Genomic DNA, 22,967 nt, shown 5'->3' with positions numbered 1-22,967 from the left:
AATTTTTCCTCTTCACGTCCCGATAGTTAAGCCAGAGAAACATCTTTGAGAAAGGCCTCGACGCGCGGGTGTTGCCCGCTGCGCATCGCCTGCGGCGTGTCATCGCACACCACCCGGCCTTTCTCCATAAACACGATCCGGTCGGATACTTTGAAGGCGAAGTTCATCTCGTGGGTGACGATGACCATGGTGATGCCTTCGTGGGCCAGGGATTCGATAACCTGCAGCACTTCATTCACCTTTTCCGGATCCAGCGCCGAGGTGGGCTCATCGAACAGCATGATCTGCGGACGCATCATCAGGGCGCGGGCGATCGCCACCCGCTGCTGCTGACCGCCGGAGAGCTGGTGCGGATACTTCCAGGCGTGCTCCAGCATGCCCACTTTGTGCAGCAGTTCGCAGGCGTGCTGGCGCAGCTCCGCGTCACTTGCCAGGCGGTGATAGCGCGGGGCCAGCAGCAGATTGCCGAACACCGTCAGGTGCGGGAACAGGTTGAAGCTCTGGAACACCATGCCGATGTTCAGGCGATGTTCGGCATTCTCCATAAAGCGCGGCTTCTGCTGTCCCTGGCGGTCGAGGTGAATAAAGGGTTGGCCGTTGATCTGAATTTCACCGTTGTCGATCTGCTCAAGACCATTCAGCAGGCGAATGAGGGTGGTTTTCCCCGAGCCCGACGGGCCGATGACCGAGACCACCTCGCCGGGCTGGATCTGCAGGCTTACCGCCCCCAGCACTTCGACGTTGTTGTAGGCCTTATGCAGCTTAGAGGCCTGCAGCGCCGGTTCATGACTCGGGGTAACGCTGCGCGCCATCGCCGGGCGGCGGGCGCTGGCCAGCCGCTGCATCTCGGCATCCACCGGACGGGCGGTGTTGCGCTGGGTCACGTCAAGGTAGTTCTCCAGCCGTTTCAGCAGAAAATCGAACACCGTGACGATAAAGATGTAATACAGCGCCACTGCCGTCATGGTCTCCATGACCAGAAAGTTCTGCGAGTAGAGCTGCTGGCCGACCATCAATATTTCGGTCAGGGAGATCACCGACACCAGCGAACTGAGCTTCACGATGGCGATATATTCATTGGCCAGCGCCGGCAGGGCGACGCGCAGCGCCTGAGGGATGATCACTCGCCACTGGATCCCGGCGTAGCGTAAACCCAGGGCCCGCGCGGCTTCGCTCTGCCCGCGAGGGATGGAGAGCAACCCGCCGCGGTGGATCTCGGCGATATAGGCCGCTTCGCTGAGGACCATCGCCAGCAGGCCGGCCCAGAAGGGATCGTTGAGCACCGGGGCGAAGGAGGGCAGCGCCTGCGGCATGTTGTAGACAAAAATCAGCAGGACCAGCAGCGGCATACTGCGAAATAACCAAATATACAGCCGGGCAGGGGTGGATAACCAGCCGCGCGGCGACTGTTTGGCCAGCGCCAGAATAAATCCGAGCACAATACTGCAGCCCCAGGTCAGCAGACTTAATTTAATGACGGTCCAGGTGGCCCACCAAAAATCGGCATCGCTGAGCAGGCTTAACATGTAGTTCCAGTTAAACGTCATGGGCTATTTCACTCGTCATAATTATCAAAAATGAAAGTGGCTCGGCTGTGCCGTAATGGGGCGCCACCGTTATTCATCGTGCGAATACACTATGCTGGCAGGAAGCTTTCAGAGGCAATTAGTAAATTTTTGGCCTTTAAGTTTAAAAAAACTATACAGCGATATTAACGATATGGAATTTAAAGTGATTGTTAAGATACTTTGCGTAAACAATTTAAAAACAATGACTGTAATTCAATAACTCTATTTTGTGGGGGAAAGGTATTTTGCGCGAAACTGGGGCGACCGCTGCCTGCCCAATGTGCAGCGTGATGCATGATGGTGCAACGGCGGAAATAAACGATGCAGACGCAGAGCGATAAAAAATATTGTTGCCCCCTGGCGGGCAATGCGCCGCTCTTTTCCGCGGGTGGCACGCGGATTGCTTGCGACGTAGAGGAAAACTATTCCGCCTGTGCGCCGGACCATATTTTATCAATGGTGATGCTATGAACCGATTTACCCTGAAGCAGCTCAAATATTTCGTCACCGTGGTGGAGACGGAGAGTATCGCCGAGGCCTCCCGCCAGCTGCACATTGCGCAGCCGTCGATTTCGATTGCCATCAAGAATCTGGAGAGCACCTTCGACCAGCAGCTGTTTATTCGCCACCATGCGCAGGGCGTTTCGCTCACCTCCAGCGGCCGGCGGATCTACGATAAAGCGAAAGAGTTGCTGCGCCTGTCCTGGGAGTTCGAACAGAATTCGCGAGCGGATAAAGAGCTGGTTTCTGGCATGATCTCCATCGGTTGCTTTGAATCGGTGGCCCCGCTGTATATGCCGAAGCTGGTGGCCGGGTTTAAAAAATGCTACCCGGACATCACCCTGCAGTTGTACGACGGCGAACAGCATGAGCTGATGCATGGCCTGCACCGCGGCCGCTTCGACCTGGCGCTGGTTTACGATCTGGAGCTTGGTCATTCGATCAATAAAGAGCGGCTCAATGCCCCGCATAAACCCTACGCACTGCTGCCCGCCGCGCATCCGCTGGCGCAAAAGGCGCAGGTGACGCTGCAGGAGCTGAGCCGCGAACCGATGATCCTCCTCGATGCGGTCCCGAGTAAAAATTATTTTATCTCCATCTTTAAGGAAAAGGGTTATCACCCGGAAGTGGCTTACAGCTCCCCCTCCATTGAAATGGTGCGCTGTATGGTGGGCCAGGGGCTGGGTTTTTCGGTGCTGGTCACCCGGCCCTGCTGCGATATGACCTATGATGGCGAAAGGGTGGTGCAGCGGGATATTGCCGATGAGATGCCCGCCTCGACCTTAATTATGGCGCATCTCGCAAATAATGAACCCACGCGGCCGACGCAACTGTTTATGGATTATTGTCGCAGTATTGAATTAACCCCAACTCACGCCTGAAATAACGCCTGTCGATGCGGCAGGCATTATTTTTTGTCGTCACTCAGCCTCGCAAAATTCTATTCAGTCGATCGTTTTATAATATTTTACCAATTCGTCACAGTTAAATAACCTGAAAGCCGTCAATTCCGGCGACGTCGTCGGCAACTGTGCTTGAAGGATAGCGAAATGACTGAACAGATTACCGAGATCGATACCCTGGTGGTGGGCGCGGGGCAGGCGGGCGTCGCCATGAGCGAGCATCTGACCCGGCTGGATATCCCCCACCTGGTGCTGGAAAAGCAGGGTATTGCCCAGGCCTGGCGCAGCGGACGCTGGGATTCGCTGGTCGCCAACGGTCCGGCCTGGCACGATCGGTTCCCGGGCATGGTGTTCCCGGACTGCCCGGCAGACAGCTTTGTCGGCAAAGAGCAGGTGGCAGACTATTTTGCCGCCTATGCCCGCAGCTTCAATGCGCCGATCCGTACCGGGGTGGAGGTCTTCAGCGCCGAACGCCTCGTCGGACGGCCGGGCTTTCGTGTCGACACCTCGCAGGGGGTGATTGAAGCGCAGCGCATCGTGGCGGCCACCGGGCCGTTTCAGCGGCCAGCGATCCCGGCCATCGCCCCGCAGAGTCCGGCTATTCACCAGCTCCACTCCGCGCACTATTTTAACCCGCAGCAGCTACCGGAGGGCGGTGTGCTGGTGATTGGCGCAGGTTCCTCCGGCGTGCAGATTGCCGATGAGCTACAGCGAGCCGGACGCGCGGTGTGGCTGTCGGTGGGAGCGCACGACCGCCCGCCGCGTCGCTATCGTCAGCGCGATTTTTGCTGGTGGCTCGGGGTGCTGGGAATGTGGGATGCCGCGGCCAATGCGCCGGGTAAAGAGCATGTCACTATCGCGGTGAGCGGCGCGCGCGGCGGCCATACCGTCGATTTTCGCCAGCTGGCGCATCAGGGGGTCACGTTAGTGGGGCAGACCCGTGGCTTTGACGGTGACAAAGCACTGTTTCACCACGACCTGGCGGAGAATATCCGCCGCGGCGATGCCTCCTACCTTGCGCTGCTCGACGCCGCGGACGCGTGGGTGGCCCGCAACGGTATGGACCTGCCCGAAGAGCCCTCCGCCCGCGAATTTCTGCCCGATCCGGCCTGCGTTACCGACCCGCTGCTCAGTCTCAATCTGGCGGAGGCCGGGATCGGCACCATCATCTGGGCGACGGGCTACACCACCGACTATCGCTGGCTGAAGGTCAACGCCTTCGATGACGCACAGCGGCCACAGCATCACCGCGGCGTATCGACGGAGCCGGGCGTCTATTTCCTCGGCCTGCCTTGGCTCTCGCGGCGCGGGTCCACCTTTATCTGGGGCGTCTGGCACGATGCCAAATATATTGCCGACCAGATCGCTATTCAGCGCCAGTACCAGCGTTACCAGCCGTCCTGTTAACCGTTGTCCGTAAGGAGTGCTTTGATGCCAACTCATACCCGTATTCGCATGTTTAACACCAAAGAGACCTACCCGAACCAGGCGCTGAACAACGATCTGTGCCAGGCGGTGCGGGCCGGCAATACCGTCTACGTTCGCGGCCAGGTTGGCACCGATTTCGCCGGCAATCTGATTGGCCTTGGCGACCCGCGGGCGCAGGCGGAGCAGGCGATGAAGAATGTCGCGCAGTTGCTGAAAGAGGCCGGCAGCGACCTCTCGCATATCGTCAAGACCACCACTTATCTGATCGATCCCCGCTATCGCGAGCCGGTCTATCAGGAGGTGGGCAAATGGTTAAAAGGCGTCTTTCCCATCTCTACCGGGGTGGTGGTGTCGGCCCTCGCGCAGCCACAGTGGCTGATGGAGATTGACGTCACGGCGGTGATCCCCGACGACTGGCAGGGGGAGGCGGCGGAATGACTCTCTCTATTAGCGCCCGCTGCCCGGAATCAGGTCAGCTGGGCATTGCCATTAGTTCGTCAAGCATGGCCGTGGGATCGCGTTGTCCGTGGCTATTGCCTGGCGTTGGCGCGGTCGCCAGTCAGAACATCACGTTACCGTCGCTGGGGCCGCAGATCCTCAGCGCGCTCGAGGCGGGGGCCAGCGTTGGGCAGGCCCTGAAGCAGGCTCTGGCGGAGGACCGCTTCCGCGAATATCGCCAGGTCGCGGCGATTGACGTCAACGGTGAAGTGGCGGTGTTCAGCGGGGAACATACTCTCGGGATCGGCGGCACCCTGGCGGGGGATAACTGCGTGGCGGCGGGCAACATGCTGGCCAGTCACGAGGTGATCGCCGCGATGGTGGCCGCCTTCGAGGCGGCCACCGGTGAACTGGCCAGCCGGCTGCTGGCCGGGCTGCGCGCAGGGATTGCCGCCGGGGGCGAGGCCGGCCCGGTCCACTCGGCGGCGGTGAAGGTGGTGGACGATTACCCGTGGCCGGTGGTCGATCTGCGCATTGACTGGGCGGAGACGGATCCGCTGGCGGCCCTTGAGCAACTGTGGCTGGCCTGGGAGCCGCAAATGGACGCCTATATTACCCGGGCGCTCGACCCGCGCGAGGCGCCCGCCTATGGCGTCCCCGGCGATGAATAACATCCTCGCCGCGCTGCTGGCCTTTGATACCACCAGCCGCCATTCGAACCTGGCGATGATCGACTGGATCGCCGATTTTCTCGCTGACCGCGGCGTGGCGTCGCGTCGTTTTTATGACCCGTCGGGCGGCAAGGCCAATCTCTACGCCCGGCTGGGGCCGTCCGGTGGCGGTGGGGTAATGCTCTCGGGCCACACCGACGTGGTCCCGGTGGACGGCCAGGCCTGGAGCGTGCCGCCGTTCAGCCTGACCGAGCGCGATGGCCGCTACTATGGCCGCGGCAGCGCTGATATGAAGGGGTTTCTCGCCTGCGTGCTGGCGGCAGTGGATGACTTTCTGGCGGCGCCGCTGCGCATGCCACTGCATCTGGCCTTCTCTTATGACGAAGAGGTCGGCTGTCTCGGCGTGCGCAGCCTGGTGGATTTTCTGCAGGCCTCACCGGAGAAACCGGCGCTGTGCCTCATCGGCGAGCCGACGGAGATGCAGCCGGTGTTCGGACATAAAGGCAAACTGGCCATGCGCTGCTGCATCGAGGGGCAGGCCTGCCATTCGGCCTATGCCCCGCAGGGGGTGAACGCTATCCGCTACGCGGCGAGGCTGATCAACCATCTGGATCGGCTGGGCGCGCGTCTGGCCCGGCAGCAGGACAGCCGCTTTTCGCCGCCCTTCAGCACGCTGCAGGTGGGCACCATTCAGGGTGGGGCGGCGCTGAACATTGTTCCGCAGTCCTGCCGCTTTGATTTTGAGATCCGCTACCTGCCGGGGATGCGTCCCGAAGCGGTCACCGAGGCGCTGGCGGCCTACGCCCGTCGCCAGCTGCTGCCTGAGATGCGCCGGGTCGGCAGCGGGAGCGACATCCAGTTCCAGCTGTTAAGCCACTATCCACCGCTGCTCAGCGATCCGCAGTCCGACTTCGCCCGCTGGCTGGCGCAGTGGTGCGGCAGCGATCGCTTCTCCACCGTGGCGTTCGGCACCGAAGGGGGGCTGTTCGATGAGATGGGCGTCGCGACCCTGGTCTGCGGGCCGGGCAGCATGGCCCAGGGCCATAAAGCCGATGAGTACATCAGCATCGCGCAGACCGAGCGCTGTATGACGATGCTGCGCCAGCTTTGCGCGTGGATGCGTGCCGAACCCGCGGAACCGCTCACCTGATCCCTCAACACAGGAACCCAAGCGATGCACAATCAACACTCTCCCCACATCGATCAAGCGACCATCGACCGCTGGCAGGCGGATGGCGCGGTGTTATTAAAAGGCGTCTTTACCCCCTGGGTCGAGCGCCTCGCCGAGGGGGTCACGGCGCTGATGGCCAGCCCCAGCGAGTATGGTCATGCGCGCACGGTGATCCCCAAAGATGGCTCGCCGCCTTTTTTTCAGGACTACTGCAACTGGTCGCGGATCCCGGCGTTTAGCGAGTTTGTCTTCCAGTCGGCCGCCGCCGAGATCGCCGCGGCGCTGATGCAGTCGCAGACGGCGAAATTTTTCCATGAACATACGCTGGTCAAACCGGCCGGGGGCAGCACGGTGACGCCCTGGCATCATGACCAGCCTTACTATTGCGTTTCGGGCCGGCAGAACGTCAGCTTCTGGATCCCGCTGGACCCGGTGGCGGAAGCCACCTCGCTGCGCTGCATTCGCGGGTCGCATCGCTGGGAGGAGGAGTACAGTCCCACCCGTTTCAATGGCACTAAGCTTTACGAGCACACCCGGTTCAGCACCCTGCCGGATATTGACGCCCATGAGGACGAGTACGATATCGTCAGCTGGGCGCTGGAGCCGGGGGATGCGGTGGCCTTTCATTTCCGCACCGTCCATGGCGCCCGCGGCAACCCCGGCGCGCGGGCGCGACGGGTCTTCTCCGCCCGCTGGGTTGGGGATGACGCCGCCTTTGCCGATCGCGGCGGCGTGACGTCGCCACCATTCCCCCAGCTGACCCTGCGGGACGGCGACCCGCTGGATTCCCCGCTGTTCCCCCAGGTCTGGCCGCGGGCGTGAGCCAGCGGCGGCGGGATCTGCTATGATCCCGCCTTTCGCTGTCTGGAGCCTGTCGATGTTCAACGACGCTATTGTTTATGACCGCTACGGGCCGCCGGCCGCGGTGCTGACCCTGCAACGCACGCCGCTGGCGCCGCTGGCGGGCGGACGAGTGCGGGTCAGGATGCGCTATGCCCCGGTGAATCCTTCGGATCTGATCCCCGTGACCGGCGCCTATCGCCACCGTACCCGACTGCCGGCCGTCGCCGGCTATGAAGGCCTTGGCGAGGTGGTCGCCGCGCCATACGGCAGCCGGCTGACCGCCGGCCAGCGGGTGCTGCCTCTGCGCGGAGGCGGCACCTGGCAGCGGTTTATCGATCTGGATGAGACCTGGCTGGTGCCGGTGCCGCCCGCGGTGGACGATCTGCTGGCCGCCCGTGGGTATATCAATCCGCTGACCGCGATGCTGATGCTCAGGCGCTGGCCGGTTGCCGGAAAACACCTCTTGCTGACCGCGGCATCCTCCTCCTGCGCCAGCCTGCTGGGGCAGTGGGCGCTGGCGATGGGCGCCCGCTCGGTGAGCGGGATTATTCGCTCGCCGCAGCACCGGGCGCGCCTGGAACAGTCCGGGATCTATCCGATCCTCGATACCGACCGGGCGCTGATGGAGAAGGTCAGCCAGCACAGCGATCTGGTGTTTGACGCGGTGGGCGGCGAACTGGCGAATACGCTGCTGTCGGTGTTGCCCGCATCGTCGACCCTGATCTCCTATGGGCTGTTATCCGGGCGGCCGCTGACCCAGACGCGCGGTTGCGCGACGGTGCGCAAGTTTCATCTGCGGGAGGCGTTGCCAACACTCAGCGTGGCGGCGTGGCGGGCGGCGTTCGACGAAATCTGGCAGCGCCTGCCGATGACCACGCAGCCGCCGGCCCGGCGAATCGCGTTGAACGACTGGCGGGAGGCGATTGCCGCCGCCGGCCAGCCGGGCAGAGGCGGTAAAATCCTGCTCGATTTTACCGCGGGTTAAGATTACTTTTTCTTCTCGCCAAGCGTTGGGGTTTCGTCAAAGAAGTTCCACGGCTTGAGCAGGGCGTGCGCCCACTCGGTCGGCATGATCGGCCACTCTTCGGCGCGCGCCACGTGGGTGGTGCCGGTGGTGATCCACACGACGTCGTCGTGGTTGGTCAGCGACTCATCATCCTGAGCATACTGGCCTAAGCCGGTATCGTGGGCGGAACGGTTAGGGTATTTCCCTTCCGGATAACGCTCTGTCGGGTGGTAACGCGTCACCCATAGCTGTTTATCCATAAAGCTCAGGCGATGGTAGATCCACTCGTCCGGGGCGAACTTCGCGCCGGTCGCCGCCGGGTGCGTACCGCCGGCGTAAGGGATAATCTGATAAGAGACCGGGTTGCCCATGCGGTTCTCTTTGCTGGTGTTGCTCAGCAGGCGAATGGTGCCAGGGTCAAATTTCTGCGCCGCTTTCTGCTCGCTGTCAATGGTGTACTGATTCACCTGCATGGTACTGGTGCGCGGGCCGCCGGCGGTGTTGGGCTTCACTTCCGGGTCCATCGCCACCAGGGTGTTGTTTTCGCCGTCCACGTCGAGGTCGAGGCGGAAGTTATAGATGTGCTGGTGAGTGGTGCCGACAATATTATGGTCGATCAGCGTCCCGTAGCGGGTATCCTCTTTGGCGCTGGGGTCATGCATGGTCTTCGCCAGCACGCCTTTTACCGCTTCAATCCCGGTGGCGCCGGCATCGATGCCGATGGTGCCGTTGTCGTGGAACACCCAGTCAAAGATATAATCATAGTTGCCGACGGTACTGATCCAGCGCACCACCAGTTCCCGGCGCTCGGTGCTGACGTTAGGTTTGCCCATTTCCAGATGCTTATATTCCGGCCCGGCATAGCGTTCAAATATGGCGACCGCGCCTGGAATCGTGGTCGGTTTGCCGGTGTAATCGGCGATGGTTTCATCCAGCAGTACCGCATTCGATGGCGCATCTTTGCCACGCACGATCGGCGAGGTCAGGGTGCCCATGCCGTAATCGCCGGAGTCGAGGTAGGCTTTGAAATACCAGCCGACGTCCGGGTCGCCGTAGGGAACGATCATCCCGCCGAGGGAACCTTCATACATCACCTGGCGTTTTGTGCCGTTATCGTTGTAAGTCACCGTCGAGAGAATGGGCCCGACGCGCGAGTTAAGGCGCAGATGGAAATCCCAGTTCCGCCAGTGGATGGTATCGCCGGTAATCGTATAGTTTTTGCCTTCCGGTTCGGTAATATCCAGCGGTTTCACCGCCGGGGCGTTGCGGTCTCGGCCATCATAAGGGCGCGGTTCCATTGGCACCGGGATCACCGGGCCTTCTTCAATTTTGATAATTTTCTTCGCTTCAAGGTCGACCACCGCCACCAGGTTTTCAATCGGGTGCGCCCAGTAGTTGCCGTCGCCGGTATCCAGATAACTGACGACCTTCAGCAGACGCGCATCCTGCTGCAGGCCATCTTTGCCATCAAAGTAGCCAACGGTGAGCGGGGTGGTAACCACTTTGCCAGGATCGGTGATACCGTGCTTTTTCAGCACCTCAGCGAATTCACTGCTGGCATTGATAATGTTCTGCACGCTGACAAAATCATCGAGCAGCACCATCCCGTGGGCGCCTTTAACTGGCGTCCATGAGAGAATTTTTTTGTTTTGCAGATCGACGACGGCTTCAATGACATGTTTGCCATCGAGCATCACCACATCGGCGGTGCGCGGGGCATCAACGGGCGTTCCCTGCAGGGCAAAGGCCCATACCGCCGCCTTGTCCGGTTCGTGTAAGGAAATCTCCGTAAAGCGGGTATTCGGCTGGAACTCCGGCGCAGCTTTAACAATGGTCACCGCTTCACCGATTTCCGCCGCCGAGAGCGAGTTTAGCGGGTGAGGGCGCTTTTCCACCTGGAAGGTCTGATCGAGACCGGACTGGAACACATCGTTGATAAAGGTATCGGAGACCCAGGCTTTACCTTCCTTCATTACCACCGGCACCGGTAGATCAAGGGATTTGCCGTTGACGATCGCCGTTTTGGCGCCGGGCTTGACTTTGACGTAAGCGCCGTCTTTTATCAGGGTAAACATTTGCGCGTAGTCATCCCACTGCACATCGGCGCCGAATTCCTGCAGCGTTTTATCCAGCGGCACCATGTGGGCTTCGCTACCGTGAGCGAAGACCGGTGATTGCCAGGCGCAAATCACCGCGACAGCCAGCGCCAGCGCGGTTTTACGAGGGGAAAACATTAAGCCGTTTGCCATTGTGACCTCATCTTATTGTTGTGTTGTTATTGCCGCTGCGAATGTCGGCTTTGTTACGCTTACCCTAGCAGTCTGCTGCTCAGGAACGTTTGTTTGCTTTTGCCAGCTTGTTTGTCAGTTTTGCCAGACGGACGTAAAAAATGCCTCCGCAGAGGCATTGAGAACGTGCGCCGATTTTTTTGCCGGGTGGCGGCTGACGCCTTACCCGGCCTACCCAACCGGGTCTGACTGTCTGTAGGCCCGCGCAAGCGCAGCGCCGCCGGGCGATTTTCAGTGCATCACGTCGGGAAATCTCCCTGCTGGCGCGCCACCAGGGTCAGAATGGAATACAGCGCCACCGCCTGCTGGTGCTGGTTGAAAATCTCCACCGCCCATTCCACCACGCCGGTGGCTTTCTCATCGGCGCTGCGCTGACGCTTAACGGTTTTCCGCTTACAGGTCAGGCGAACCTGAATGGTGTCTCCCGGTTTGACGGGTTCAATAAAGCGCAGGTTTTCCATGCCGTAGTTAGCGATAACCGGCCCGACCCCGGCATCGACGAACAGCCCGGCCGCTGCGGAGATCAGGAAATAGCCGTGAACCACCCGCTCGCCGAAAATCGACTCGGCGGCGGCGATTTTGTCCATATGCGCATAGAAATGGTCGCCGCTCAGGCAGGCGAAGTTAACGATATCCGCTTCGGTCAGGGTTCTGCGCGGGGTTAATAAGCTATCGCCAGGCTGGATCTCTTCGAAGTATTTACGGAACGGGTGAATGCGGTCTTCGCTAACCTGCGCGCCACGCACCCACTGCTGGCCGATGGTCGCCAGCATCGTTGGGCTGCCCTGGACCGCGGTACGCTGCATATAGTGTTTCACCGAGCGCAGCCCGCCAAGCTCTTCTCCGCCGCCAGCGCGGCCGGGGCCGCCGTGTACCAGCTGCGGCAGCGGCGAGCCGTGGCCGGTCGACTCTGCCGAGGACGCCTCGTTAAGGATCTGAATACGACCATGCGCGCGCGCGGCGCCAAGGATAAACTCGCGCGCCAGCTCGCCGCTGGCGGTAACCAACGTCCCGGCCAGACTGCCGCCGCCGGCGCGCGCCAGAGTCAGCGCATGCTGGCGGTCACGATATGGCATCAGCGTCGCCACCGGGCCAAAAGCTTCAATGGCGTGGACTGCCGGCGTTTCATCCGGCTGTGAGCAGTACAACAGGGTCGGCGGGAAGAATGCGCCGTCAGCATTAAGATCGGCCTGTCCGCCAAGCAGGGCTTCGCAGCCGGCGGCAATCAGTTTATTCACCTTATCCTGCACATCCTGACGCTGTTCGCTGTTAACCAGGGCCCCCATTTTAACGCCCTCCTGTGCAGGGTCACCGACGGTTACTGTATGCAGGCGGGAGATCAGTGCATCGCTAACCGCATTAATCTGCGCCAGTGGCACAATGATTCTGCGGATAGCGGTACATTTTTGCCCGGCTTTCGCCGTCATCTCGCGGACCACTTCCCGAATAAACAGCGCGAATTCCGGTTGCTCCGGGGCGACATCTTCGCCTAATACGCAGCAGTTGAGCGAATCTGCTTCCATGGTAAAGGGAATGGATTTGGCCACCAGGTTAGGGTGCGACCGTAGCTGCTGGCCGGTGGCGGCAGAGCCGGTAAAGGTCACCACGTCCTGGCTATCGAGATGGTCGAGAAGATCGCCCGCGCCGCCGCAAATCAGGCTGATGGCGCCTTCCGGCACCAGGCCGCTGTCGACAATCGCTTTTACCATCGCCTGGGTGAGCTGGGCGGTAGCGGTTGCCGGTTTAATGATAGCCGGCATACCGGCAAGCCATGTGGGCGCCAGTTTTTCCAGCATTCCCCAGCACGGGAAGTTGAAGGCGTTGATATGTACGGCGACGCCCGACTTCGAGGTCAGCACGTGACGTGCGGCAAAACCGCCCTGTTTGGAGAGCGGAATGAGTTCGTCCTCCGGCCACAGGATATCGTCCGGCAGTTCGCGACTACCCAGCCCGGCATACGTGAACAAAGTACCGATACCGCCTTCAATATCCACCCAACTGTCGGCGCGGGTGGCGCCGGTTTGCGCCGAGATAGCGTAGAACTCGGCTTTCTGCTCCAGCAGGTGTTTCGCCACTGCTTTCAGCATCGCGCTACGTTCAATAAAGGTCATCGCCTGCAGGGCTTTGCCACCGCGTTCAATCGCGAAGCGGCGCGCCTGCGCCATATCCAGTCCTTCACTGGTCACCTCCCAAAGCGCCGCGCCGGTAATGGCGTGATGGATAGTACGGGCGCGGCCCCGGCCGGTCTGCCAGGCGCCGGATAAGTAACTGGCTAACTGCTGCATCGCAAATCTCCAAATATGTTACGTGTGATATCTATAAATAGTTCTTTTATGAATCATAAAAATCAAGCCCGTATTTAATATTTTATTAACATTGTGATCGGTGGTTAATTGGCTGTTGTGCTTATATCGCTGTTTTATCTGCCATTTACAAAAGGTTTTGCGGTTATCATCACAAAAAGAATAAACAAAATTTGTGGTTTTATTTAACCAATATGTAACCTTCAATAAACAAAGTGATTCACATAAATGTTTTTGTTGTGAATATCGGAATCATAAAGGTGATGACGTGACAGAAGAACAACGCTTTGACCAGCGCATCGCGCAGGAAACGGCCATCGAACCGCAGGACTGGATGCCGGATGCCTATCGTAAGACCTTGATTCGGCAGATAGGCCAGCACGCGCACTCGGAAATTGTCGGCATGCTGCCGGAAGGCAACTGGATCACCCGCGCGCCGACGCTGCGCCGCAAAGCGATCCTGCTGGCTAAGGTACAGGATGAGGCCGGGCATGGGCTTTATCTCTATAGCGCCGCGGAAACGCTGGGCTGCGCGCGGGAAGACCTGTATCAGAAAATGCTCGATGGGCAGATGAAATACTCCTCCATTTTTAACTACCCGACCCTCAGCTGGGCGGATATCGGCGTGATCGGCTGGCTGGTCGATGGCGCGGCCATCGTCAACCAGGTGGCGCTGTGCCGGACCTCTTACGGCCCCTATGCCCGGGCGATGGTCAAAATCTGCAAAGAAGAGAGCTTTCACCAGCGTCAGGGATTTGAAGCCTGCATGGCGCTGGCGCAGGGCAATGACGCGCAGCGGCAGATGCTGCAGGATGCCATTAACCGCTTCTGGTGGCCGGCGCTGATGATGTTTGGCCCCAACGATGACAACTCGCCGAACAGCGCCCGCAGTATGGCGTGGAAAATCAAACTGCACTCCAACGACGAGCTACGTCAGCGCTTCGTCGATAACACCGTGCCGCAGGTAGAGATCCTCGGTATGACCGTCCCGGACCCGGATTTGCGCTTTGATGAAGCCAGCGGCCACTACCGCTTTGGCGAAATCGACTGGCAGGAATTTAACGAGGTGATTAGCGGCCGTGGGATTTGCAATCACGAACGGCTGGCCGCCAAGCGTAAGGCCTGGGAAGAGGGCGAGTGGGTGCGCGAAGCCGCGTTGGCCCATGCGCAAAAACAGCAGGCCCGCAGCGCGGCATGAGGAGAGAGAACATGAGCAAAGTTTACTGGCCGTTATATGAAGTGTTCGTTCGTAGCAAACAGGGATTATCCCATCGCCACGTTGGCAGTCTGCACGCCGCCGACGATCAAATGGCGCTGGAGAACGCCCGCGATGCCTATACCCGCCGCAGCGAAGGCTGCTCGATTTGGGTGGTGAAGGCCAGCGAAATCGTTGCTTCGCAGCCGGAAGAGCGCGGCGAATTCTTCGACCCGGCGGAAAGCAAAGTCTACCGTCATCCGACTTTCTATACCGTGCCGGACGGCATGGAACATATGTGAGGCGGCGATGAATACCCCTAACCCCGTAGCCACCTACGCCCTGCGTCTTGGCGACAATGGTCTGGTTCTGGCCCAGCGTTTAGGCGCCTGGTGCGGCCATGCGCCCGAGCTGGAGATCGATCTTGCGCTGGCCAACATCGGCCTCGACCTGCTCGGCCAGGCGCGCAACTTTTTAAGCTATGCCGCCGAACTTAACGGCTGCGGCGACGAAGATACGCTGGCCTTTGGCCGCGATGAACGCCAGTTCAGCAACCTGCTGCTGGTGGAGCAGCCCAACGGTAATTTTGCCGACACTATCGCCCGCCAGTTCTTTATCGACGTCTGGCACGTCGCCCTGTTCAGCCGTCTGGTGAACAGCCGCGACGCGCAGCTGGCGGCCATTGCCGCTAAAGGGCTGAAAGAGGTGCGTTACCACCAGCGCTTTAGCCGCGGCTGGCTGGAGCGTCTCGGTAACGGCACCGAGGAATCAAATCGCAAAATGCAGCAGGCGGTCGACAATCTGTGGCGCTTCACCGGCGAACTGTTCCTGGCTGATGAAGTGGAGCTCAGCCTGGTTGAGCAGGGCATTGCGGTTGATCCGCGCGAGCTGCAGGCCGAATGGCAAAGCGCGGTACACACGGCGCTGCTCGACTCTGGCTTACCGATCCCGCAGGAAGCGGCTTTCCGCAGCGGCGGCAAACAGGGGCTGCACAGTGAACATCTCGGCCCGCTGCTGGCGGAGATGCAGTATCTGCAGCGTTCGCATCCCGGACTGCAGTGGTAAATGAGGTGACTATGCAACGTCTTGCCGACATCGCTCCCGCAGAGGTTCGCACCATCTGGGGATTATTAAGCGCGATCCCGGATCCGGAAGTGCCGGTACTGACCATCACCGACCTCGGGATGGTGCGCAGCGTCGCGCGCCACGGCGACGGCTGGGTGATTGGCTTTACCCCGACCTATTCGGGCTGTCCGGCGACAGAGCATCTGCTGGGCGAGATCCGCACGGTCATGAGCGAGCATGGCTTTGTGCCGGTACATATCGTCCTGCAGCTGGATCCGCCGTGGACCACCGACTGGATGAGCCAGGATGCTCGCGAGCGCCTGCACCAGTACGGCATCAGCCCGCCCCAGGGGCACGCCTGCCATGCGGACATGCCCACCGAGGTGAGCTGCCCGCGCTGCGGCAGCATCCATACCTCGCTGATTAGCGAATTCGGTTCCACGGCCTGCAAAGCGCTCTATCGCTGCGACAGCTGCCGCGAACCTTTTGATTACTTTAAATGTATTTGAGGTTGCCATGACGACGTTCCATTCGCTTAAGGTGGCGAGAGTCGAGCCGGAAACCCGCGATGCGGTGACCATCACTTTTGCGATCCCGCAAGCCCTGCAGGCGGAGTACTGCTTTCGTCCGGGCCAGCATCTGACGCTAAAAGCCCGTCTGGGCGGCGAAGAACTGCGCCGCTGTTATTCCATTTGTCGCAGCCGCACGCCCGGCGAAATTAGCGTCGCGGTCAAAGCTATCGACGGCGGGCGCTTTTCGCGCTACGCCCAGCACGATATCCAGCAGGGTATGGAGCTGGACGTGATGGTGCCGCAGGGGCATTTCGGTTATCAACCGCAGGCTGAACGACAGGGTGAATATCTGGCGATTGCCGCCGGTTCCGGGATCACGCCGATGATGGCGATCATTAGCGCGACGCTGGCGACCGAGCCGCAAAGCCGCTTCACGCTGATCTACGGCAACCGCAGCAGCCATAGCATGATGTTCCGCCAGGCGCTGGCCGATTTAAAAGACCGCTATCCGCAGCGCCAGCAGGTGATACACCTGTTTAGCCAGGAATCGATGGACAGCGATCTGTTACAGGGGCGCATTGACGGCGACAAACTGCGCCAGCTCTCCGCGCATTTACTGGATTTCAGCCGTTTCGATGACGCCTTTATCTGCGGGCCGGCGGCGATGATGGACGACGCGGAAGCAACGTTACGTGAACTTGGTGTAGCGGAGAAATCGATTCATCTCGAACGCTTCAATACACCTGGCGGCAATGTGAAGCGCACCGCCGGTGTGCAGGCGGAAGGGCGCACGGTAACCATCCGCCAGGACGGGCGCGACCGGCTGATCGCCCTCAGCGCCGAAGACGACAGCATTCTGGATGCCGCGTTGCGCCAGGGCGCCGATCTGCCATTTGCCTGTAAGGGCGGGGTTTGTGCCACCTGTAAATGTAAAGTGCTGCGCGGCGAAGTGGCGATGGCCGCCAATTACAGCCTGGAAGCGGATGAGCTGGCGGCGGGTTACGTGCTGAGCTGCCAGTCGTTGCCGACCAGCGGCGATGTGGTGGTCGACTTTGACGCGCGGGGGATGGCATGAGTGACCTGCTGATCCACCGTCATGGCCGGGTGCTACAGCTGACGCTGAACCGCCCGCAGGCCCGCAACGCGCTGAACAATGCCCTCTTAACCCAGATTGCCGAGACGCTGGAGGCGGCGGCAGTCGATGGCAGCGTCAGCGTCTGCGTTATCAGCGGCAATCCGCGGTTCTTTGCCGCCGGGGCTGACCTCAACGAAATGGCTGAAAAAGATCTGCCTGCCACCCTGGATGATATTCGCCCACGGTTGTGGGGGCGAATCGATGCCTTTACTAAACCGCTCATCGCTTCGGTCAACGGCTACGCGCTCGGCGCCGGCTGCGAGCTGGCCCTGCTGTGCGACCTGATTGTCGCCGGCGACAACGCCCGTTTTGGCCTGCCGGAAATTACCCTCGGCATTATGCCGGGCGCTGGCGGCACCCAGCGGCTGATCCGCAGCGTAGGTAAGGCGCTGGCCAGCCGGATGGTGCTAAGCGGCGAAAGTATTGACGCCCGCCAGGCCCAGCAGGCCGGGTTGGTCAGCGATATCCATCCGGCGGCGTTAACCGATGAGTACGCCCTGAAACTGGCTGCCACCATCGCCCGCCATTCGCCGCTGGCGCTACGGGCGGCAAAACAGTCGCTGCGCCTGTCGCAGGAAGTCAGCCTGCAGGCCGGTCTGCAACAGGAGCGCCAGCTGTTTAGCCTGCTGAGCGCCACCGAGGACCGCCGCGAAGGTATCGACGCCTTCTTACAAAAACGTACACCGGAATTTAAAGGACGCTAATCGTGGAAGCTTTCATTCTCAGCGCAGTGGAACAGGGCGTCATGACCATTACCCTCAATCGCCCGGACCGCCTCAACAGTTTTAACGACCTGATGCATCAACAGCTGGCGGACTGTCTGAAGCTGGCCGAGCGCGATGACGGCATACGTTGCCTCCTGATCACCGGCGCCGGTCGCGGCTTTTGCGCCGGCCAGGATTTGAACGACCGCAATGTCGACCCCAGCGGCCCGCCGCCGGATCTCGGCCTGTCGGTAGAACGCTTTTACAACCCGTTAGTGCGCCGTCTGGCGGCGCTGCCGAAGCCGGTCATCTGCGCGGTCAACGGCGTGGCCGCTGGCGCAGGCGCTACCCTGGCGCTGGGCTGCGATATCGTGCTGGCCGCGCGTTCGGCCAAATTTGTGATGGCGTTCAGTAAGCTCGGCCTGGTGCCGGACTGCGGCGGCAGCTGGTTCCTGCCGCGGGTGGCCGGTCGCGCTCGCGCAATGGGGCTGGCGCTGCTGGGCGATAGCCTCAGCGCGGAACAAGCCGCGCAGTGGGGAATGATCTGGCAGCTGGTGGACGATTCAGAACTGGCGGATACCAGTCTGCAGCTGGCGCGCCATCTGGCGGCGCAACCGACGTTTGGTCTTGGGCTGATTAAAAAGGCGCTGCTGGCTGCTGAAACCAACAGTCTCGACGCGCAGCTGGACCTGGAGCGCGATTATCAGCGTCTGGCCGGGCGCAGCGATGATTACCGCGAAGGGGTCAGCGCGTTTCTGGCCAAACGACCACCGCAGTTCAGCGGGAAATAGGCCATGACAACATCCTTATCCACGGTGGCAGTGATCGGCAGCGGCACCATGGGCGCTGGTATTGCTGAAGTGGCCGCCGCAGCCGGACATCCGGTGCGTATTTTTGATATTAACCCTAAGGCCGTAGGCCAGGCGATAGAGGGTATCGCCGGGCGTCTGGCGTCGCGCGTTGCGCGGGGCAAACTGGCCCCTGAGCAGGCCGACGCGCTGCTGGCGCGCCTGCATCCGGCCCACGATTTAACCGCGCTTGCCGATGCAGATTTAGTGATCGAAGCCGCCTCTGAACGTCTGGAAGTAAAAAAGGCGCTGTTCGCGCAGCTGGCGGAGATCTGCGCGCCGTCAACGCTGTTGACCAGTAATACCTCGTCTATTTCGATTACCGCCATCGCCGCCGGGGTCAAAAACCCGGAGCGGGTGGCCGGGCTGCACTTTTTTAATCCGGCGCCGGTGATGAAGCTGGTCGAGGTGGTGAGTGGCCTGGAGACGTCTGCGGAGGTGGTAGAGCAGCTGTGCCAGTGCGTAAGCGGCTGGGGGAAACAGCCGGTGCACTGCCGCTCAACGCCCGGTTTTATCGTTAACCGCGTAGCGCGTCCGTTCTACGCCGAGGCCTGGCGCGCGCTGGAAGAGCAGGTTGCCGCCCCTGAGGTTATCGATGCCGCTTTGCGTGACGGCGGCGGTTTTCCGATGGGACCGCTGGCGTTGACTGACCTGATTGGCCAGGACGTCAACTTCGCCGTGACCTGTTCGGTGTTTAACGCCTTCTGGCAGGACCGCCGCTACCTGCCATCGCTCCTCCAGCAAGAGCTGACGCTGGCCGGGCGGCTGGGTAAAAAGAGCGGTCACGGCGTCTATCGCTGGCCTATGGAGACGCAGCCGGACGCGGCGCTGCCGTCGGTCTCTACTGGCGCTCAATCCATTACGGTTGTAAGTGACAACGTCACTGAATTAGATGATCTCTTGTTGCTGGAGACCGCAGGCGAGACGGCGCTGGCGCTGAGTGTGAAGCACCACCGCCCGGTGGTGGTGTATGACCTGTGCGCCAGCGATACGGTGGTGCTGGCCGCAGCGGCAACCAACGCGCCTGCGGCCACTGATAAGGCCGTGCATTACTTCCAACAGCAGGGCAAGAAAGTGCTACGTATCGCCGATTATCCCGGACTGCTGGTGTGGCGCACGGTGGCGATGTTAATCAACGAAGCGTTGGATGCGCTGCAAAAAGGGGTCGCCAGCCCGCAGGATATCGATACCGCGATGCGCCTTGGCGTCAACTATCCGCACGGCCCGCTGGCGTGGGGAGAAAGCCTCGGCTGGCGACGGGTGCTGCACCTGCTGGAGAACCTGCAACACCATTATGGCGAGGAGCGCTATCGCCCCTGTTCCCTGTTGCGCCAGAAGGCGCTGATGGAGAAGCACCATGAGCAATGATCCGTGGCGCAACGCGCGCGTGATGTACGAAAAAGATACCTGCGCCAGAAAGATGGGGATTGAACTTATCGAAATGGACGACGGTTTTGCGCAGATGAGCATGACCGTCTCGGCGGACATGCTTAACGGCCATCAAACCTGTCACGGCGGTCAGCTATTTACGCTCGCCGATACCGCTTTCGCTTACGCCTGTAACAGCCAGGGGCTGGCGGCGGTGGCCTCGGCGGCAAGCATTGATTTTCTTCGTCCGGCGTTTGCCGGCGACCGGCTGATCGCCACCGCCAGAGTCAAACAGCAGGGCAAGCTGACCGGCGTCTACGACATCGAAATTGTTAATCAACAGCAAAAGATTGTGGCCCTGTTCCGCGGCAAATCGCACCGTATCGGCGGCACAATCACAGGAGACGTGTAATGCGCGACGCCTTTATTTGTGACGGGATCCGCACGCCGATTGGCCGCTACGGCGGCGCGCTGGCCGGCGTCCGCGCCGACGATCTGGCGGCGATCCCGCTGCGTGAGCTGCTGAGCCGCAATCCCGGGCTCGACCCGGCAGCGATTGATGATGTGATTTTCGGCTGCGCTAACCAGGCCGGTGAAGATAACCGCAACGTGGCGCATATGGCGACGCTATTGGCCGGTTATCCGCATACCGTGCCGGGCACCACGATTAACCGCCTGTGTGGCTCGGGTCTGGATGCGATCGGTTTTGCCGCCAGGGCGATCAAAGCCGGCGAGGCCGATCTGCTGATTGCCGGCGGCGTGGAATCGATGTCGCGCGCGCCGTTCGTGATGGGAAAAGCCAGCGCACCTTATCAGCGTCAGGCGGAACTCTTCGATACCACGATTGGCTGGCGTTTTGTGAACCCGCTCATGGCGCAACAATTCGGAACTGACAGCATGCCGGAAACGGCCGAGAATGTAGCTGAATTGTTAAATATCAGCCGGGCCGACCAGGACGCTTTCGCCTGGCGCAGCCAGCAGCGCACGGCGCAGGCCCAGCGCGATGGCATTCTGGCGCAGGAGATCGTGCCGGTGCAGATCATCGGCAAGAAAGGCGCGGTCAGCGCGGTACGCGATGATGAGCATCCGCGCCCGGAAACCACGCTTGAGCAACTCGCGCTATTAAAAGCGCCGTTCCGGAAAGGCGGAGTCATTACGGCCGGGAATGCATCCGGCGTTAATGATGGCGCAGCGGCGCTGATTATCGCCAGTGAACAGCAGGCCAGCGTACAGGGGCTCACGCCGCGGGCGCGTATCGTGGCGATGGCGACGGCGGGTGTTGAGCCGCGCCTGATGGGGCTGGGGCCGGTACCGGCGGTGCGTAAAGTGCTGGAGCGCGCCGGACTCAATATTAACGATATGGATCTGATAGAGCTGAATGAGGCCTTCGCCGCGCAGGCGCTGGGGGTGCTCAGACAACTCGGCGTGCCGGATGATGCGGCGCACGTGAATCCCAACGGCGGCGCCATCGCGTTAGGTCATCCGCTGGGCATGAGCGGCGCGCGACTGGCGCTGAGCGCCAGCCTTGAGCTGCAACGCCGGGGCGGGCGCTATGCGCTGTGTACGATGTGTATTGGCGTGGGTCAGGGCATTGCCATGATCCTCGAGCGAGTGTGAGCTAATTTACCTGCGAGTACCCTACAATGATAACTACTACAAAATTAGATCCGATTGAAACCGCATCGCGTGACGAACTGCAGGCCCTGCAAACCCAGCGCCTGAAATGGACGCTGAAGCATGCGTATGAAAATGTGCCGATGTATCGCCGCAAATTCGACGCCGCCGGCGTGCACCCTGACGACTTCCGGGAATTAAACGATCTGCAAAAATTCCCCTGTACCACCAAACAAGATCTGCGCGACAACTATCCCTTCGATACCTTCGCGGTGCCGATGGAGCAGGTGGTGCGCATTCACGCCTCATCCGGCACCACCGGCAAACCGACGGTGGTGGGTTATACGCAAAACGATATTGATAACTGGGCCAATATTGTCGCCCGTTCGCTGCGCGCGGCCGGTGGTTCAGCAAAAGATAAAATTCACGTCGCCTACGGCTACGGCCTGTTTACCGGCGGCCTTGGCGCGCACTACGGCGCGGAGCGTTTAGGAGCGACGGTGATCCCGATGTCCGGCGGTCAGACCGAGAAACAGGCGCAGCTGATCCGCGATTTTCAGCCGGATATGATCATGGTGACGCCGTCCTACTGTCTGAATCTGATTGAAGAGCTGGAACGCCAGATGGGCGGCGATGCCCGCGGCTGTTCATTGCGGGTCGGCGTGTTTGGCGCCGAGCCGTGGACGCTGGCGATGCGCGCGGAAATCGAGCGCCGCCTGGGGATCACCGCCCTGGATATTTACGGTTTGTCGGAAGTCATGGGGCCGGGCGTAGCGATGGAGTGTCTGGAAACCGTTGACGGCCCGACCATCTGGGAAGACCACTTCTTCCCGGAAATCGTCAACCCGGACGACGGTACGCCGCTGGAAGATGGCGAGCATGGCGAACTGCTGTTTACCACCTTGACCAAAGAAGCGCTGCCGGTGATCCGCTATCGTACCCGCGACCTGACGCGCCTGCTGCCGGGCACCGCGCGGACCATGCGCCGCATGGATCGCATCAGTGGACGCAGCGACGATATGCTGATTATCCGCGGAGTTAACGTCTTCCCCTCGCAGCTGGAAGAGGAGATCCTCAAGTTTGAACACCTGGCGCCGCACTATCAGCTGGAGGTGAATCGCCGCGGTCATCTTGATTCGCTGGCGGTGCGCGTTGAGCTGAAAGAGAGCGGGCTGGCGCTGAGCCACGAACAACGCTGCCAGATTTGCCATCAGCTGCGTCACCGCATTAAGTCAATGGTCGGGATCTCTACCGATATTACTATCGTCAACTGCGGCAGCATTCCCCGCTCTGAAGGAAAAGCCTGTCGGGTATTCGACCTGCGTAAAGCGGTGGTTAGCGGTTAAATCTCTCCCCGGCTAAGGTCTGACGCCGTCAGCCGGGGAATTTCCTGTGCTATGATTCATA

At 60.7% G+C, this 22,967-nt stretch carries 21 protein-coding genes; 18 read left to right on the top strand and 3 right to left on the bottom strand.

Annotation, left to right across the window (positions count from 1 at the left end; genetic code table 11):
* Nucleotides 1–26 precede the first annotated feature (26 nt).
* Nucleotides 27–1,547, bottom strand: a complete 1,521-nt coding sequence (locus tag B8P98_RS15330; protein ID WP_023279975.1) for an amino acid ABC transporter permease/ATP-binding protein — start codon at nucleotides 1,545–1,547, stop codon at nucleotides 27–29.
* 488 nt (nucleotides 1,548–2,035) lie between these two features.
* On the opposite strand from B8P98_RS15330, the gene B8P98_RS15325 reads away from it, so the two are divergent.
* The 7 genes from B8P98_RS15325 (at nucleotide 2,036) to B8P98_RS15295 (ending at nucleotide 8,507) form a co-directional block, all read left to right on the top strand.
* Nucleotides 2,036–2,950, top strand: coding sequence for a LysR substrate-binding domain-containing protein (locus B8P98_RS15325; protein WP_023279976.1), 915 nt, complete (start codon nucleotides 2,036–2,038; stop codon nucleotides 2,948–2,950).
* Between the two features lie 168 nt (nucleotides 2,951–3,118).
* Nucleotides 3,119–4,378, top strand: coding sequence for a flavin-containing monooxygenase (locus B8P98_RS15320; RefSeq protein WP_025713668.1), 1,260 nt, complete (start codon nucleotides 3,119–3,121; stop codon nucleotides 4,376–4,378).
* Nucleotides 4,379–4,402: 24 nt separating this feature from the next.
* Nucleotides 4,403–4,837: a RidA family protein gene (locus B8P98_RS15315; protein ID WP_023279978.1), complete on the top strand. Its 435-nt coding sequence runs from the start codon at nucleotides 4,403–4,405 to the stop codon at nucleotides 4,835–4,837.
* A complete protein-coding gene (locus tag B8P98_RS15310; protein ID WP_025713669.1) occupies nucleotides 4,834–5,508 on the top strand; it encodes a DUF1028 domain-containing protein in 675 nt (224 codons plus the stop codon). The genes B8P98_RS15315 and B8P98_RS15310 overlap by 4 nt, the downstream gene beginning before the upstream one ends.
* Entirely contained in the window at nucleotides 5,486–6,658 is a 1,173-nt protein-coding gene (gene argE / locus B8P98_RS15305; RefSeq protein ID WP_374189752.1) for an acetylornithine deacetylase, read from the top strand. Before B8P98_RS15310 ends, argE begins: the two co-directional genes overlap by 23 nt.
* A 24-nt stretch (nucleotides 6,659–6,682) precedes the next feature.
* Entirely contained in the window at nucleotides 6,683–7,501 is an 819-nt protein-coding gene (locus B8P98_RS15300) for a phytanoyl-CoA dioxygenase family protein (RefSeq protein WP_095033180.1), read from the top strand.
* A 22-nt stretch (nucleotides 7,502–7,523) separates the two neighbouring features.
* On the top strand, nucleotides 7,524–8,507 hold the full coding sequence (locus tag B8P98_RS15295) for a zinc-dependent alcohol dehydrogenase family protein (RefSeq protein ID WP_167382668.1): 984 nt from the start codon (nucleotides 7,524–7,526) through the stop codon (nucleotides 8,505–8,507).
* A gap of 2 nt (nucleotides 8,508–8,509) precedes the next feature.
* Here the strand turns inward: B8P98_RS15295 and tynA are convergent, their stop codons facing one another.
* Nucleotides 8,510–10,777, bottom strand: a complete 2,268-nt coding sequence (gene tynA / locus B8P98_RS15290) for a primary-amine oxidase (protein ID WP_095033178.1) — start codon at nucleotides 10,775–10,777, stop codon at nucleotides 8,510–8,512.
* A gap of 278 nt (nucleotides 10,778–11,055) precedes the next feature.
* On the bottom strand, nucleotides 11,056–13,101 hold the full coding sequence (gene paaZ / locus B8P98_RS15280) for a phenylacetic acid degradation bifunctional protein PaaZ (protein ID WP_025713673.1): 2,046 nt from the start codon (nucleotides 13,099–13,101) through the stop codon (nucleotides 11,056–11,058).
* 286 nt (nucleotides 13,102–13,387) lie between these two features.
* On the opposite strand from paaZ, the gene paaA reads away from it, so the two are divergent.
* The 11 genes from paaA to paaK are packed head-to-tail and all read left to right on the top strand — an operon-like array spanning nucleotide 13,388 to nucleotide 22,906.
* Nucleotides 13,388–14,317: a 1,2-phenylacetyl-CoA epoxidase subunit PaaA gene (gene paaA / locus B8P98_RS15275; RefSeq protein WP_025713674.1), complete on the top strand. Its 930-nt coding sequence runs from the start codon at nucleotides 13,388–13,390 to the stop codon at nucleotides 14,315–14,317.
* Nucleotides 14,318–14,328: 11 nt separating this feature from the next.
* Nucleotides 14,329–14,616: a 1,2-phenylacetyl-CoA epoxidase subunit PaaB gene (gene paaB / locus B8P98_RS15270; protein ID WP_004224492.1), complete on the top strand. Its 288-nt coding sequence runs from the start codon at nucleotides 14,329–14,331 to the stop codon at nucleotides 14,614–14,616.
* Nucleotides 14,617–14,623: 7 nt separating this feature from the next.
* Nucleotides 14,624–15,379, top strand: a complete 756-nt coding sequence (gene paaC, locus B8P98_RS15265) for a 1,2-phenylacetyl-CoA epoxidase subunit PaaC (protein ID WP_025713675.1) — start codon at nucleotides 14,624–14,626, stop codon at nucleotides 15,377–15,379.
* An 11-nt stretch (nucleotides 15,380–15,390) separates the two neighbouring features.
* Nucleotides 15,391–15,888 (top strand): 1,2-phenylacetyl-CoA epoxidase subunit PaaD, encoded by a 498-nt coding sequence (gene paaD / locus B8P98_RS15260; protein WP_095033177.1) that lies wholly within the window; start codon nucleotides 15,391–15,393, stop codon nucleotides 15,886–15,888.
* A gap of 7 nt (nucleotides 15,889–15,895) precedes the next feature.
* Entirely contained in the window at nucleotides 15,896–16,966 is a 1,071-nt protein-coding gene (gene paaE, locus B8P98_RS15255; protein WP_095033176.1) for a 1,2-phenylacetyl-CoA epoxidase subunit PaaE, read from the top strand.
* Nucleotides 16,963–17,730, top strand: a complete 768-nt coding sequence (gene paaF, locus B8P98_RS15250; protein ID WP_025713678.1) for a 2,3-dehydroadipyl-CoA hydratase PaaF — start codon at nucleotides 16,963–16,965, stop codon at nucleotides 17,728–17,730. Before paaE ends, paaF begins: the two co-directional genes overlap by 4 nt.
* A 2-nt stretch (nucleotides 17,731–17,732) precedes the next feature.
* Nucleotides 17,733–18,521 (top strand): 2-(1,2-epoxy-1,2-dihydrophenyl)acetyl-CoA isomerase PaaG, encoded by a 789-nt coding sequence (gene paaG / locus B8P98_RS15245; protein WP_095033175.1) that lies wholly within the window; start codon nucleotides 17,733–17,735, stop codon nucleotides 18,519–18,521.
* A 3-nt stretch (nucleotides 18,522–18,524) separates the two neighbouring features.
* Complete coding sequence (locus B8P98_RS15240) at nucleotides 18,525–19,946, top strand: 3-hydroxyacyl-CoA dehydrogenase (protein ID WP_095033174.1); 1,422 nt, start codon at nucleotides 18,525–18,527, stop codon at nucleotides 19,944–19,946.
* Nucleotides 19,936–20,358: a hydroxyphenylacetyl-CoA thioesterase PaaI gene (gene paaI / locus B8P98_RS15235; protein WP_080897151.1), complete on the top strand. Its 423-nt coding sequence runs from the start codon at nucleotides 19,936–19,938 to the stop codon at nucleotides 20,356–20,358. The genes B8P98_RS15240 and paaI overlap by 11 nt, the downstream gene beginning before the upstream one ends.
* Nucleotides 20,358–21,563, top strand: a complete 1,206-nt coding sequence (pcaF, locus tag B8P98_RS15230; RefSeq protein WP_095033173.1) for a 3-oxoadipyl-CoA thiolase — start codon at nucleotides 20,358–20,360, stop codon at nucleotides 21,561–21,563. Before paaI ends, pcaF begins: the two co-directional genes overlap by 1 nt.
* 26 nt (nucleotides 21,564–21,589) lie before the next feature.
* Nucleotides 21,590–22,906: a phenylacetate--CoA ligase PaaK gene (paaK, locus tag B8P98_RS15225; protein WP_004148224.1), complete on the top strand. Its 1,317-nt coding sequence runs from the start codon at nucleotides 21,590–21,592 to the stop codon at nucleotides 22,904–22,906.
* The last annotated feature ends 61 nt before the right edge of the window (nucleotides 22,907–22,967 follow it).

Source organism: Klebsiella quasivariicola (assembly GCF_002269255.1).
Lineage (GTDB): Bacteria > Pseudomonadota > Gammaproteobacteria > Enterobacterales > Enterobacteriaceae > Klebsiella > Klebsiella quasivariicola.
Note: the sequence above shows the minus strand (reverse complement) of the source record. Positions and strands in the feature narration are given on the sequence as shown.